Below are 14063 nucleotides of genomic sequence, written 5' to 3' on the forward strand. Positions count from 1 at the left end.
GAGCGAGGGTCGGAATCAACACAGGATCAAGTCAGATCTGGCTCTGGCTGCGCAACCAGGCGTGTTGCAGTTCGGCCATGATGCGGGGATCGTGATGGGCATATTCCCACATCTTTTCTTCCATGCGGCGCACTTTGTAGGACTGCACAGCTACTGCCATGAACGTGGCCAAACCTGAGGACACTTTGCGCAGGGGAGGCGCCAGCAGAGCCAGAGCGGCAAATGCGACGGTCCACAATGCGACCCAAGCCGCCAACATATGGCCGTCGACCCAAGTGTCGATCACTTGGTCAGCAACCACCAACAAGGCAGAGAGCACAGCCGCGAGCAACATGCCGGACAGAGTGCGGGAGGCTTCCACAGTTTCGCGGCGTACGCGGGTGGCACGGGGCTGAGCGGTGGAATACGAAAAATAGGGGGTAGAGGTAACAGGTGTCATGGCAAACTCCTTGAAAAGGTTGATGCTCACTGGATAAAAATTTTTGAAGTGGGCGAATCATAGGGTTTCCCCTAGTGTCATTCAACTTTATGTTAGTGATGCTTGGTATTCACGGCATTTATAGTTAGCCATGCCCACCAGCCGCATCAATCTCCGGACTTTTGATCTGAACCTGCTCAAGGTCTTTGATGTCGTCATGTCCGAGCGCAGCCTCACCCGTGCTGCCACCCAACTCAACCTCACCCAACCGGCTGTCAGCAACGCGCTGCGTCGCCTGCGCGAGGCGCTGAACGACGAGCTGCTGGTGCGCAACGGCCGTACCCTCGAGCCTACGGCCCGCGGGCAAGAGCTGTGGCCCGCCGTGCGCGAAACGCTGCAAAAGCTGCAGGCATCTCTCGCCCCCAGCGTGTTTGAGCCCAGCGGTGCCACCACGACCTTTGTACTCACCATGGCTGACGCGACCGCGGCGGAGCTGATGCCCGGCCTGGTCAAAGTGCTGGCCCGGGATGCCCCGGGCGTGTCGCTACGGGTGGTGCCGCTCACCACCCGCGACCCGCGCAAAGTGCTGGAAGAAGGCGGGGCAGACCTGGCCATCGGCCACTTCCCGGCGGTGCTTGCCGACCTGACTGCGCGTGCACAGGCCGGCGCTGCCGAGACTTTTTTGCACCACCGCCTGTTTGTGGGCGACTATGTGTGCGTCATGCGCAAGGACCACCCTTTGACGGTGGGCGAATTGACGCTGGACCGCTTCTGCGCGGCTTCGCACATGTTGGTGAGCTTCTCGGGGAGGGCCTTCGGTTTCATTGACGAATCGCTGGTCAGCCTCAAGCGTACGCGCCGGGTCGTGCTCACGGTAAACCAGTTTTTTACGGCGGGCAAGGTGGTGGTGCAGTCCGACCTGCTGACGGTGCTGCCGCGCCATTTTGTGAATGTGACCGGCTATGCCGATCAACTCGTGATCCGCGAGTTGCCATTTGCCGTGCCGCCCATCCAGGTCGATGCGCTGTGGCACCAACGCCTGGACGGTGCCAGCCCCCACGCCTGGCTGCGAACCCAGGTGGCAGCGCTGGGTCAAACCATTTTTTCAGCATGAAGATTCAACTGCTCTCAGACCTCCACCTGGAGGCGCACCCTCATTGGCAAGCCACGCCGCTGCCCGGCGCTGATCTGCTGGTATTGGCGGGCGATATCGGCTCGTACCAGCCCGGATCCCAGCTGGCGGGAGACGACTTCGGGCTGGAGCGCTTTTCGCCCCTGCACGGCTGGCCGGTACCGGTGCTGTTTGTGCCGGGCAACCACGAATACGACACCCTCGACTTTGACGAGGCCCACTCGCGCCTGCGCGCGACCTGTGCCCGCTTAGGCGTTCAGTGGCTGGAGCGCGAGGTCCTGGTGATGCACGGCGTGCGCTTCATCGGCACCACGCTGTGGACCGACTTTGATGCGCTGGCCGCGAGTGAGCCACCCGAGCGGCAACTCAAGGCGCGAGAAAAGGCATTCCGCGCTGCCAACTATTACCTGAAGAAGGCCTTGGTCTCCCGCCACGGTGCCCCGTGGCTGGCAGAGGGCCTGCGCGAGCAGGCCATGACCTGCCAAGCATGGCTGCGCGCGGCTCTTTCAGAGCCGCACCAAGGGCCCACGGTAGTGGTGACCCACTTTGCCCCCAGCTTGAAAAGTGCCGATCCGCGCTACGGCATGGTGCCCGGCACCGCAGGCTTTTGTAATGCGCTGGACGATTTGCTCCCTGCAGCAGACCTGTGGCTGCACGGCCACTTGCACGCCCCGAGCGATTACCGCGTGGGCCGCTGCCGTGTAGTGGCTAACCCGCTTGGCTATGTGCGCAAAAACGAGCAACTGGGCTTTCGGTCAGACTTTTTGATCGAGGTCTGACACTTCCGCTACCAATTCATCGCGGCAGCCGGCCGCAAATAACTGGCAAAGCGCGGCACGCCCTGCGCAGTGAGGCCCCGGTAGCGGAACGTGACCCAACTGCCCACCGCCGGCGGCTCCGCGCGCTCGGCATCGGTGAAGCCGCTTCCGAGTTTGAAACGATGCGCCTTGGCACCTTCAGTGGCGCGCCACTCAACCCACAGCGCGCCCGTCCGGCCCTGCAAACGGCCCTGCCCCGCCACATGCGAGAGCACGCGGGCTTCAGCATCTTGAAACAGCTTGAGCTTGACCAAGTCTGCCGAGCGGCCCGCCTGGTACAGCGCGCTGGCCCGGTGCAACATCAAGCCCTCACCACCCGCGCGGGTGGTATCCGCCAGCAGCGCCTGCAAGCCCGCTGCATCGGGGGCAGGGCTTTGCAGCACCGGTTGCACCCATGCCTGTTGCATGGTTTGCACTGCGGCGAGTAGCGCCGCGTAACGGGCTTCAAAGCGGCCACCCTGCGCAGGCAAGTCGAACACCATGTAACGTAGGCCACGCCAGGCGGCATCGTCCGGCGACTCTCGCCGGGCGGTGGACACCGCCTCGGCAAAGCGCCCGCGGCCCGCCCACAACTCACCATCCAGCGCAAAGGTGGGCCAACCCGCAGTAAACCATGCAGGGGCTTCGATACGATGGCCGCCGCGTGTGAGCAATTGCCGGCCATCCCAATAGGCGCGCACCCCATCGTATTTTTCGCTGACCCAAGCATCGCCTCCGGCAAAGCTGGGTGTGTGCTCGGTGGCCAGCATCAAGGCGGGGCGGTTAGCCGCCTGCACTTTGCTTGCCGGCAACCATGCCGCGAGCGCACTGGCGCCCAACCATTTCAAAGAGTTCCGACGCCGGGTGGGTAGCGCAAAGACCATGCATGCCTCCAGAGGTGGTGTTTCTTGACTTAGCGCAAATCCGCAGTCAGGAGCTGTTTTTACACTGGCTCCACAACCAGGAGATAACCATGAAGATTTTGCTCGCTGTCGATGGAAGCTCTTACAGCAAAAAAATGCTGGCCTACTTGAGCACGCATGAAGCGCTCTTGGCTCCCGGCCACGACTACACCGTGTTCAACGCCCAAACCGCCTTGCCCCCACGGGCCAAAGCGGCGCTCGGCAAAAGCACCGTGGACGCCTACCACGCCGAAGAAGCGGCCAAGGTGCTGTCGACGACTACCAAGTTCTTGAAACGCCATGGCATTGATGCCAAGGTGGAGTGGAAGGTAGGCCCCGCCGGCAGCCTGATCGGCAAGCTGGCAGAGGACGGGCAGTTTGACCTTTTGGTCATGGGCTCCCACGGCCACAGTGCCCTGGGCAACTTGGTGATGGGCTCGGTCGCCACCCAGGTCTTGGCCCACTGCAAAACGCCGGTTTTGCTGGTCCGCTAACGTCCGCCGGCTAAAGCACCGCGGGGTATACCGGCGCTGCTCACCGGCACTGTTCACCAGCGCTGATGCACCAAGGGTTTGGCGTACTGCTCATAGACATCCGCCAAGGCCTGCATGGTGGCGTGGCTGAGCAAGGGCATATCCGCTGCGGCGACGTTGTCGCTCACCTGGGCAGGGTTCTTGCCGCCGGGGATGCTGCAGGTCACTGCCGGGTTCATCTGAATCCAGCGCAAGGCCATTTGCGCCATGCTCATGCCTGCGGGCACCAGCGGGCGCATGGCCTCGACTGCCTGTAACCCGACCGCAAAGTCCAGCCCCGAGAAGGTTTCGCCTTTGTCGAACGCGGCGCCTTCGCGGTTGAAGCCGCGGTGGTCGTCTTCGGCAAAGGTGCTCTGGGCACTCATCTTGCCGCTGAGCAATCCACTAGACAGCGGCAAGCGGGCCAGAATGGCCACGCCGCGCTTTTGCGTTTGCTCAAACAGCAGTTCCGCCGGGCGCTGGCGGAACAGGTTGTAGATGATCTGCACACTTTGCACGCCGGGGTACTCGATCGCCTTGAGCGCTTCTTCCACTTTCTCCACACTCACGCCGTAGTGGCGCAGCTTGCCCGCTGCCACCAGGTCGTCCAGCACGCCAAAAACCTCGGGCATGTAAAACACATCGGTGGGCGGGCAGTGCAGTTGCAGGAGGTCGATCGCCTCGGTCTGCAGGTTTTGCAGGCTGCGCTCCACAAAGGCGGTCAGGTTGGCGCGGGTGAAACCGGCGGCCACATGCGGGCTCAGCCGACGGCCGGCTTTGGTGGCTACATAAAACGGCTCGCTGCGCTCCTTGCGCAGGCGGGCCAACAGGCGCTCGCTACGGCCGTCGCCATACACATCGGCGGTGTCAAAGAAGTTCACCCCCAGGTCCAGCGCGCGGTGCAGCGCCGCCATGGAGTCCTTGTCATCCACCTCGCCCCAGGTGCCCCCAATGGCCCAGGCTCCGAAACTCACTGTAGAAATATTCCAGCCGGTGCGGCCTAGCGGACGGTATTGCATAACGATTTCCTATCTAATTTGCTATGAATTCAGGAGCTACATGCGCACGTTTTATAAGCGCTAGCAGCCTATTGGTCTCTAAATCTTAAGCCCCCGGCTTGCGACCAGCTTCAAACACCCGTTGCAGCACGCAGAACACAAACAGCAGAGCCCCGATGACGATGCGGGTCCACCACGAGCTCAAGGACCCGTCGAACATGATCAAGGTCTGGATCACGCCCAGGGTCAGCACCCCGAACAGTGTGCCCACCATGTAGCCCACCCCGCCGCTGAGCAAAGTGCCGCCTATAACCACGGCGGCAATCGCGTCCAGCTCCAGCCCCACCGCATGCAGGCCGTAGCCCGACAGCATGTAGAAGGTGAACACCACCCCGCCCAGCGCTGCGCAAAAGCCGCTCAGGGCATACACCAGCACATTGGTGCGCGCTACCGGCAGGCCCATGAGCACGGCCGAATGTTCAGAGCCGCCTATGGCATACACCGTGCGGCCAAACTCGGTGCCGTGCGCCACAAACACGGCAGCGGCCAGCACTGCCAGCGCCAGCACCGCGCTGATGGACACCATGGGACCGCCCGACCACAGATGCAGCCGGGTTTGTGCCAGCACGGTGTAGGCCTCGTCGGTGATGCTGATGGAGTCGATGCTGATCAGGTAACACAGCCCGCGCGCCAGGAACATGCCGGCCAAGGTGACGATGAACGGCTGCAGACGGAAGCGCTGGATCAACCAGCCCATGAAGGCGCCGAACAGTGTGCCCATGCACAGCACCAGCGGAATGGCGGCCATCAGGTCCCAATGCAGGTGCTGCACCAGCTTGGCCAGCACGATGGTGCTCAGTGCCACCACCGAGCCCACGGACAGATCGATACCGCCGGACAAGATGACGAAGGTCATGCCCACCGCCACGATGACCAGGAAGGCGTTGTCGATCAACAAGTTCAGGAACACCTGGGGCGACAGAAAGCCGGTGTACGACACCGCCCCGAACACTGACATGGCAGCGAACAGCGAGATGGTGGCCGCCAGGGGAATGTATTTGCTCTGGAGTTTCATGCATGGCTCCCGGCAGCGGGGCGCACCACCCAGCCGCGCACGGCGCGGCGGAACTCTGCGGACTGCATCAGCATGACCACGAACACCACGGCTGCCTTGACCACGAGGTTGATCTCGGGCGGCACACCAATGGAATAGATGGTCGATGTCAGCGTCTGAATGATCAGTGCGCCAATCATGCTGCCCGCCAGCGTGAAGCGCCCGCCGGTGAGCAAGGTGCCACCCAGCGTGACCGCGAGAATGGCGTCCAGCTCCAGCAGGTTGCCGGCGTTGTTGCCATCCGCGCTTTTGACGTTGGAGCTGATGATCAGCCCCGCAATACCGGCCGTGAGGCCGCAGAAGGCATAGACGCAGATGCTGATGAGCCGCTCCCGCACGCCGGCCACACGGGCCGCTGCAGGGTTGATGCCGATGGCCTGAATGAACAAGCCCAGCGCGGTGCGCGTGACCGCCAGATGCATCAACAAATAGACAAAGCCCGCGATGAACAGCGCAAACGGCAAGCCCCACAAGTAGCCACTGCCGATAAAGAAATACGGCGGGTAATAGACCGTGACGATCTGTCCGTCGGTGAGCAACTGCGCCACACCGCGGCCCGCCACCATCAGGATCAGGGTGGCAATGATGGGCTGCAGGCCGATCTTGGCCACCAGCACCCCGTTCCACAGCCCGCAAGCCAGCGCGGTGAGCAGGGCACACACGATGGCCAGCCACATAGGAAAGCGGCTCACATGCTGGGCCACACCATCGGTGATGACCAGCTTACCGCCCACCATCAGGGCCGCTACCGCCGCACTGATGGCCACGGTAGCGCCCACCGAGATATCAATGCCGCGGGTGGCAATGACCAGCGTCATGCCTAGCGACACCAGCATCAGTGGTGCGGCGCGGTTCAGGATGTCGATGACGCTACCGTAGAGATGGCCATCGCGCCACTGCAGCATCCAGAAGCCGGGATTCAAACTGGCGTTGACCATCAGGATCAGCACCAGCGTGACCACCGGCCACAGCAAAGGGTGCGCTTGCACCCGCTTCACAAGGGAAGGTGTGTTCGACATGCTCATGCCTGCCCCGCAATCATGGCGTAGACCGCCTGGTCATTCGTGCCGGCGGGCAGCTCGCCCACCTTGGCGCGGTCGCGCAGCACCACAATGCGGTCGGAGACGCGCACCACCTCTTCCATCTCGGAGGAGATGAACAGCACCGCCATCCCCTGTTTGGCCAGTGCCAGTATCTCGTTCATGATTTCCTGCTTGGCGGCGATGTCGATGCCGCGGGTAGGTTCGTCCAATATCAACAGGCTGGGTTGGGTGGCCAGCCAGCGGGCCAAGACTGCTTTTTGCTGGTTGCCGCCTGAGAGCTGCCCGATGGGCGTGTCCACATCGGCGGTCTTGATGCCTAGGGCTTTGACATAACCCTCGGCCAGTGTGGTTTGTTGCACCCGGCCGATCGCGGGCCATAGGCCTCGGCGGGCTTGCAAGGCCAGCACGATGTTTTCGCGCACCGAGAGCTCGGCGATGATGCCCTCGGCCTTGCGGTCCTCCGGGCACAGGCCCAGCCCCAGCTGAATGGCGGTGACGGGCGAGTCCATGCGCACCGTTTTGCCATCGAGCGTAATTTCCCCCGCATCGCTGCGGTCCAGTCCGAAGAGCAGGCGCGCCAGCTCGGTGCGCCCCGAGCCCAGCAGCCCGCCCAGGCCCACCACCTCGCCCCGGCGGATGCCGAGGTCCATGGCTTTCACATGGCCACGGCGGTTGAGCGCTTTGGTTTGCAGCCACTCAGGGGCTTGTGCGCGGCTGGCGTCGGTGGCGGCGTCTGCGCTGGAGGTTGCGGCGAGCTCGCGCCCCACCATAGCGGCAATCAGGGCGTTATGGCCCAGCTCTGCCGCCGGGTACTCGCCGACCAGCTCGCCATTGCGCAGCACGGTGATGCGGTCGCACAGCGCATAGACCTGGTCCAAAAAGTGGGTCACAAACAAAATGGCCATGCCCTGGTCGCGGAGCTGGCGCAGCACCACGTATAGGCGCTCTACTTCCTCGTCGTCCAGGCTCGACGTAGGTTCGTCCAGTATCAGCACCTGGGCCGAAATACTCAGGCCCCGGGCGATGGCCACCATTTGCTGCACTGCGACCGAGTAGCTGGCCAGTGTCTGGGTCACATCGATGTCGAGGTTCAGGCGGGCCAGCAGCGTGCGCGCATCCCGGTGCATGGCGGGCCAGTCAATGGCCCATGCGCCGGCAAGCCCCTTGCGCGGGTAACGGCCCGCAAATATGTTTTCAGCCACCGACAGGTTGGCGCACAAGTTGACCTCTTGGTACACCGTGCTGATGCCCAAGCGCTGGGCATCCAGTGTGGAGGTGGCGCGTATGGAGCTGCCGTTGAGCCGCATGTCGCCTTCATCGGCTTGGTAGACGCCGGTGAGCACTTTGATCAGGGTGGATTTGCCCGCGCCGTTCTGGCCCATCAGCGCATGGACTTCACCGGCATACAGCCGCAATCCCACGCCCGAGAGCGCCCGCACGGGTCCGAACTGTTTGGTAATGCCGGAAAGCTCCAGCACCGGTGCCACAGCCTGCGCCGTTGGTGGTGTGTGTGTCATGTTCTACGTGAAAAAAGGCCTGCAGCCGAAGCCGCAGGCCAAAACGAATGACCGAAGCTAACTAACAGGAGATCAGTACTGGCGGCTGGGAAACTCTTTGGCCGCGGTTTCCATGGGGTACACGCCGTCTTTGCCGATGATGCGGCGTGCCACGGTTTTGCCGGCCACGATGTCTTTGGCGGTGGCCATGACCAGGGGGCCAAGCAGCGGGCTGCATTCCACGCTGACGTTCAACTTGCCGGCAATCATGGCTTCGAACGCACCCTTCACACCGTCCACCGAGATCACCAGGATGTCCTTGGCGGGCTTCAAGCCGGCTTCTTCGATGGCCTGGATGGCGCCGATCGCCATGTCGTCGTTGTGCGCGTAAAGCACATTGATCTTCTTGCCCTCGGCCTTCAGGAAGGCTTCCATGACTTCCTTGCCCTTGGCGCGGGTGAAGTCACCGGTTTGCGAGCGGATGATCTTGATATTGGAGTTGCCCTTGATGGCCGTCTCAAAACCCTTCTTGCGGTCAATGGCAGGTGCAGAACCCACGGTGCCTTGCAGCTCCACCACATTGATATCGCCCTTCATGGTCTTGGCGCGGTCGGCCAGCCACTGGCCTGCCATCTCGCCTTGCTTCACAAAGTCAAAGCCGATGTGGGTGGCGTACAAGGAGGTGTCTTTGGAGTCCACCGAGCGGTCCATCAGGATCAGGGGAATCTTGGCATCCTTGATCTCTTTGAGCACCGTGTCCCAGCCGGACTCGACCACCGGGGTCAGTGCAATCACATCCACCTTTTGGGCGATGAAGGAGCGCAGGGCCTTGATCTGGTTTTCCTGCTTCTGCTGCGCATCCGAGAACTTGAGTTCGATGCCGGCGGCTGCGGCTGCGGATTTCATAGAGTTGGTGTTGGCGGTGCGCCATTCACTTTCTGCACCGATCTGGCTGAAGCCCACCACGATCTTCTTTTGTGCAAAAGCGCTCAGGGGCACAGCGGCGGTGATCGAAGCTGCGAGGGCGGATGCCAATACGGTCCGACGGTTGTTGTTCATGATGTCTCCTCTTTCCTTGTAGATGCGGGAAATCGATTTCAAAGCAGCCTCCCGCGTTCGACTACTGGGCCTCCCTTGTCAACCAGGCAACGTTTTCAAAGCGGCCCAGATCGGGAGGAGTGAGTGTCATCATAGGATTCAAAAAGATATCAATCTAATAGATATTTAGATCTTTCAGATATCAATCGAATGATTCAGGTTAACCCTAAATTATTGTTTTTAAAGGGTTTATTGATTTAGTTTTCCCAGTAGACTAAATGTGGTCACTTGTTTTATTCATTGCAATATTGCAATGTCACAAGCCTGAATTGTGATTTTCTTTTCGGCGTCTGCGGGACTAGCATGCGCCAGCCCTGCCCCTCGGCACGCCATCGAACCAGCTCCACTCCCCCCTTTCGCCATGACCTCTCTTTCTGCACCCTCCCACCCGATTCATTGGCTGCAACACGGGGGGCAGCGCTTGGGCCTGATTCCGGGTTTGGGCGGTAGCGTGGCCGCCTGGCAGCGCGACACGGGGCAGGGCTTGGTGGACATCTGGCGCCCCTGGGCCGGTGCGGCGGACTTGTATACGACGGCGTCCTTCCCCCTGGTGCCCTGGTCCAACCGCATCGGGCAAGGCGGGTTCAGCCATGCCGGTACCCACCACCCCATGCGTCCCAACCGGGTGGGCGAGCCCTACCCCATCCACGGCGATGGTTGGCTACAGCCCTGGGTGATCCACCAACCCCGCCACGACACGCTGGAGTTGCACCTCGAATCCAGCCACTTTGATGGCAACCCCTATCACTACCGCGCCCTGCAGCGTTTTGTGCTGCGGGATGACGGCATGGACCAGCTGCTGGAAGTCACCCATTTGGGCCCGGGCAGCCTGCCCTACGGTCTGGGACAGCACCCGGCTTTTGTGCGCACGCCCTTGACGCGCTTGCACGCGCAGGTGGAGGGCGTTTGGCTCAGCGGCGCAGACCCCATGCCCACCGAATTCACCACGTTATTCCCCACAGGGTGGGACCCACGGAGCGGTATGGAGGTGAGTGGCAGCCTGATTGACAACGCCTATGCCGGCTGGAGCGGCCAGGCCCACATTGACTGGCCGGAACACGCGCTACGCCTGCACATGCGCGACCCGGCTGTCGTGGCCCGTGGCCAGAACGATGGGTTTTGCCTGCTCTACCGCCCGGCTGAAGGGCCTCACTTTTGCTTTGAGCCAGTCACCCACCCGATTGACGCGTTCCACATGGAAGGCCGCCCGGGGTTGCAGGTGCTGGAGACCGGCCAGACCTTGCGCCAAGCCGTAGAGTGGCGGTTCGAGTCGCTGGGCCAGTAGCGCCATCTGCTATATAAAAAATAGCAGACAGCGCAATTACTGCCTGCGCTAGCGGCTATTTAGGCCATCAAAGCAGGTGGACAGCACCAGATCAATGATTTGTTCATCGGTGTGTTGGCCGCCCATGCGCAAGAACTCCAGCACCGGGTCACAGGCGCGGGCGTACAGGGTGTAGAGCACGGCGATAGCCGGCAGGGCAGGGTTGATGGTGCCTTGGGCTTGTGCGGCCTCGATCCAGCCGCCCACGCGGTCGCTCACGTCCATCAAGCCATCCATATAGGCTTTGTGGCTCATCAGCGTGGCGCGCAAGGTGGAGTTTTGGCTGGGGAGCGAAGGCATCTCGCCAGCCAGCTTCAACAGCATGGTCCAGCGCACCACCCCACGCAGCTTTTGCAGGGGGGACATGTCGTCGGGCAAAGAATTCAAAAACGCCTGTGCCTGGCCCATCAAGTGCGCCATGGCGGCGGCAGCCAGGTCTTCTTTGCTGGGAAAGTGCTTGTACAGGCTGGCCTTGGCAATGCCCACACTGGCGGCGACCTCGTCCACGGTCATGGCTTCAAAGCCTTTTTCTGCGAGCAGCAGGTTGACGGAGCGGATGATCGCGTCCTCCCGCGCTTGCAGCATTTGCTTCTTGAAGGACACTTTGACAGGCGCTTTGGGCGCGTCAGTAACAGGCATATCGGTCATGCTGTCTATTTTATGGCCCTCCACGTCGCAAAGTAGAGGCAGAGGTCAATTTATGACTGCTTGGTTTTCTCGGTCAATTGCCGGTTGGCGGCCTCGGTTAAGGCGTGGGTCAGCCGGTCGATCACCTCAGAGTCCAGGTTCCAGCAGTGCCAGTACAAATTGACCGGCAGGCTCAAGCTGGGCGCCAAATTCACCAGGCGCCCGCTCTCAAGCAGCCCCCGCACCAGCAACTCGGGCACGATGCTCGCGCCCCAACCGGCCAACACCGCGCGCACCTGCCCCTCGGAGCTGGGCACAAAGCGCTGGCTCAAAGACACGCGGCGCAGGTTGAGTGCCCGGCTCACAAATTCGGTGGGCAAGTCATCCTTGCGGTTGAAAGCCACAAACGGAATGCTGCGGAAATTGTGCGGAGTCAGGCCCTGGGGGCAATGCGCCTGGGCGTATTCGGCACTGGCCACCGCCACATATTGCATGGCGCCCAGCGACTGCACCTTGCAACCGCGCAGCGCCTGCTTGAGGGTGGTCACACAGCCCAGCACCTGGCCTTCACGCAGCCATTCGTGGGTGAAGTCCTGGTCGTCGGTGATGATTTCCAGCGGCAGCCCAGCGTGCACCAGCGGGTCTAGCGCGGGCAGGGCCCAGGTGGCGATGCTGTCGGCATTCACCGCAATCGAGATGCGCTCGTCCTCGCGCACCGCACCGGTGCTGGGTGCGAGGTCTTTGAGGTCGGTCTCCAAGTCGGCACGCAGCAAGCGCATCTGCACCGCGTGTTTAATCAGCAATCGCCCAGCCGAGGTCGCCTTCACCGGCCGGCTGCGCACCAGCAGCACGGTGCCCACCTGCGCCTCGAGCGCGCGCAGGCGCTGCGAGACGGCAGATTGGGTGATGGACAGGCGCACCGCAGCGCGTTCAAAGCCGCCTTCTTCCACGATGGCGGCAAGGCATTCCAGGGCGTCCGAGTCAAAAGTACGCATGGTGTGATCTTATTAATGCTGCTAATGTTTTCGCAATCCAGTTAATTTTACTTTTACTCGGCTTCCGCTTGCCTGACACTGCGCGGATGAAAATTATTGTTCTCGGCGCAGGCACCATCGGCATTTGCACAGCGTGGCATTTGTTGGAACTCGGCCACGAAGTCACGGTGGTCGAGCGTCAAGCCGATGCCGCCCTGGAAACCAGTTTCGCCAACGGCGCGCAAATCTCGGTGAGCTACTGCGAACCCTGGGCCAACAAAGAGGCGCCACTCAAGGCCTTGAAGTGGATGCTTAGCAAAGAAGCTCCGCTCCTGTTCCGCCCCCAGAACCCTTTCGGCTCCGGCCTGCACCAGTACACCTGGGGCCTGCAGTTCCTGGCGAACTGTAACGACGCGGCTTTTGAGCGCAATGTGCAGCAGCTCGTCGCTTTGGGCGCCTACAGCCACGCCGCCTTGAAAGATGTGGTTGCCAGCACCGGCATTCAGTACAACCGCCTGGAGCGCGGCATTGCGCACTATTACTGTGACCAGAAGTCGTTTGACACGGCGGGCGACGCCGCTGCGCTGATGCGTAAGTACGGCGTGAACCGCCAGGTCATCAGCAAAGAAGAGTTTTTGAAGATCGAGCCGGCCTACCGCCAGTTCGCACACCAGATCGTGGGTGGCACCATCACCCCCAGCGACGAGTCCGGCGACTGCAAGGTGTTCACCCAGGAGCTGGCCAAGCTGTGCGCTGCCCGTGGTGCGGAGTTCTTGTATGAGTACAGCGTAGAGCAGCTCAATACCGACGGTGGCGCTATCAAATCAGTAGCTGTCCGCGCACTGTCTTCGGGCGCCAAGGGCCAAAATGTGCCTGGATCGTTCAAGGTGCTGAAGGCTGACCATGTCGTGGTCGCCACCGGCTCCTACACCGCTCCGCTGTTGCGCACCGTGGGTGTGAACCTGCCGATCTACCCCGGCAAGGGCTACAGCGCCACCTTCAAAATCTTGAAGCCCGAGCTGGCGCCGCTGGTCTCCACGATTGACGACGCCAAGAAAGTGGCCATCAGCCGCTTGGGCGACGAACTGCGTGTGGCTGGCACCATCGAGGTCGGCGGCTTTGACCTGACGCTGGATTCACCTGTGGCTAAGGCCCGCTGCCACATGCTGTCCCGCCGTATTGAAGAGGTGTTGCCCGGCGTGTGCGACACCCGGACCGAAGAACAAGGCGGCCAGCCCAACTACTGGACCGGCCTGCGCCCCGCTACCCCCACCAACATTCCTTACATCGGCCAAAGCCCGGTGCGGGGCGTGTGGGTGAATGCCGGCCACGGCACCCTGGGTTGGACGCATGGTGCGGGGTCTGGCAAGGCGATTGCGGAGCTGATCCACGGGAAGAAGCCCGAGATGAACTTCAAGTTTTACGGGGCTTAGGTCTTACCTCGCCGTTTTTCGGTCAGTGGTTTACCGGCCGTGTTGGCGAGGAGCTGGCGGGGTAGGCGTTCTGCTCCGTGTCCCCCGGCCGCTTTGCGGCCTCCTCCTTGACCTGCGCAGAGCGCCTACCCCGCCAGCTCCTGAGCGGATGTGGTGTACCTACTCAGACGAATGCAAACCCTCTAGCGTGGGGCG

Annotated in this window: 14 protein-coding genes; 5 read left to right on the top strand and 9 right to left on the bottom strand. The window is 61.9% G+C overall.

What is annotated here, in order from left to right; translation table 11 throughout:
* Window positions 1-31 precede the first annotated feature (31 nt).
* Window positions 32-439: a hypothetical protein gene (locus RAE19_RS08665; RefSeq protein ID WP_313874494.1), complete on the bottom strand. Its 408-nt coding sequence runs from the start codon at window positions 437-439 to the stop codon at window positions 32-34.
* Window positions 440-569: 130 nt separating this feature from the next.
* Here RAE19_RS08665 and RAE19_RS08670 point away from each other — a divergent pair, with 130 nt between their 5' ends.
* Together RAE19_RS08670 and RAE19_RS08675 are read left to right on the top strand one after the other, a co-directional pair.
* Window positions 570-1532: a LysR family transcriptional regulator gene (locus RAE19_RS08670; RefSeq protein ID WP_313874495.1), complete on the top strand. Its 963-nt coding sequence runs from the start codon at window positions 570-572 to the stop codon at window positions 1530-1532.
* Window positions 1529-2329: a metallophosphoesterase gene (locus RAE19_RS08675; protein WP_313874496.1), complete on the top strand. Its 801-nt coding sequence runs from the start codon at window positions 1529-1531 to the stop codon at window positions 2327-2329. Before RAE19_RS08670 ends, RAE19_RS08675 begins: the two co-directional genes overlap by 4 nt.
* Window positions 2330-2337: 8 nt before the next feature.
* On the opposite strand, the gene RAE19_RS08680 is transcribed toward RAE19_RS08675, so the two are convergent.
* On the bottom strand, window positions 2338-3231 hold the full coding sequence (locus tag RAE19_RS08680) for a DNA ligase (protein WP_313874497.1): 894 nt from the start codon (window positions 3229-3231) through the stop codon (window positions 2338-2340).
* 89 nt (window positions 3232-3320) lie between these two features.
* On the opposite strand from RAE19_RS08680, the gene RAE19_RS08685 reads away from it, so the two are divergent.
* Window positions 3321-3743 (top strand): universal stress protein, encoded by a 423-nt coding sequence (locus tag RAE19_RS08685; RefSeq protein ID WP_313874498.1) that lies wholly within the window; start codon window positions 3321-3323, stop codon window positions 3741-3743.
* Between the two features lie 53 nt (window positions 3744-3796).
* Here RAE19_RS08685 and RAE19_RS08690 read toward each other — a convergent pair whose 3' ends face one another.
* The 5 genes from RAE19_RS08690 to RAE19_RS08710 form a co-directional block, all read right to left on the bottom strand.
* Entirely contained in the window at window positions 3797-4780 is a 984-nt protein-coding gene (locus RAE19_RS08690; RefSeq protein WP_313874499.1) for an aldo/keto reductase, read from the bottom strand.
* A gap of 85 nt (window positions 4781-4865) precedes the next feature.
* A complete protein-coding gene (yjfF, locus tag RAE19_RS08695; protein WP_313874500.1) occupies window positions 4866-5834 on the bottom strand; it encodes a galactofuranose ABC transporter, permease protein YjfF in 969 nt (322 codons plus the stop codon).
* Window positions 5831-6892 (bottom strand): ABC transporter permease, encoded by a 1062-nt coding sequence (locus RAE19_RS08700; RefSeq protein WP_313874501.1) that lies wholly within the window; start codon window positions 6890-6892, stop codon window positions 5831-5833. Before RAE19_RS08700 ends, yjfF begins: the two co-directional genes overlap by 4 nt.
* Before the next feature lie 2 nt (window positions 6893-6894).
* Window positions 6895-8433, bottom strand: coding sequence for a sugar ABC transporter ATP-binding protein (locus RAE19_RS08705; protein ID WP_313874502.1), 1539 nt, complete (start codon window positions 8431-8433; stop codon window positions 6895-6897).
* Window positions 8434-8505: 72 nt separating this feature from the next.
* Window positions 8506-9471 carry an ABC transporter substrate-binding protein gene (locus RAE19_RS08710; RefSeq protein ID WP_313874503.1) on the bottom strand — a complete coding sequence of 322 codons (966 nt, stop codon included), beginning with the start codon at window positions 9469-9471 and terminating at the stop codon, window positions 8506-8508.
* A 400-nt stretch (window positions 9472-9871) separates the two neighbouring features.
* On the opposite strand from RAE19_RS08710, the gene RAE19_RS08715 reads away from it, so the two are divergent.
* On the top strand, window positions 9872-10795 hold the full coding sequence (locus RAE19_RS08715; protein WP_313874504.1) for an aldose 1-epimerase: 924 nt from the start codon (window positions 9872-9874) through the stop codon (window positions 10793-10795).
* A gap of 48 nt (window positions 10796-10843) precedes the next feature.
* Here RAE19_RS08715 and RAE19_RS08720 read toward each other — a convergent pair whose 3' ends face one another.
* Window positions 10844-11473 (bottom strand): TetR/AcrR family transcriptional regulator, encoded by a 630-nt coding sequence (locus RAE19_RS08720; protein WP_313874505.1) that lies wholly within the window; start codon window positions 11471-11473, stop codon window positions 10844-10846.
* A gap of 59 nt (window positions 11474-11532) precedes the next feature.
* Window positions 11533-12456 (bottom strand): LysR family transcriptional regulator ArgP, encoded by a 924-nt coding sequence (locus tag RAE19_RS08725; RefSeq protein WP_313874506.1) that lies wholly within the window; start codon window positions 12454-12456, stop codon window positions 11533-11535.
* 86 nt (window positions 12457-12542) lie between these two features.
* Here RAE19_RS08725 and RAE19_RS08730 point away from each other — a divergent pair, with 86 nt between their 5' ends.
* A complete protein-coding gene (locus tag RAE19_RS08730; RefSeq protein WP_313874507.1) occupies window positions 12543-13868 on the top strand; it encodes a D-amino acid dehydrogenase in 1326 nt (441 codons plus the stop codon).
* The last annotated feature ends 195 nt before the right edge of the window (window positions 13869-14063 follow it).

It is taken from the genome of Rhodoferax potami, assembly GCF_032193805.1.
Lineage (GTDB): Bacteria > Pseudomonadota > Gammaproteobacteria > Burkholderiales > Burkholderiaceae_C > Allorhodoferax > Allorhodoferax potami_A.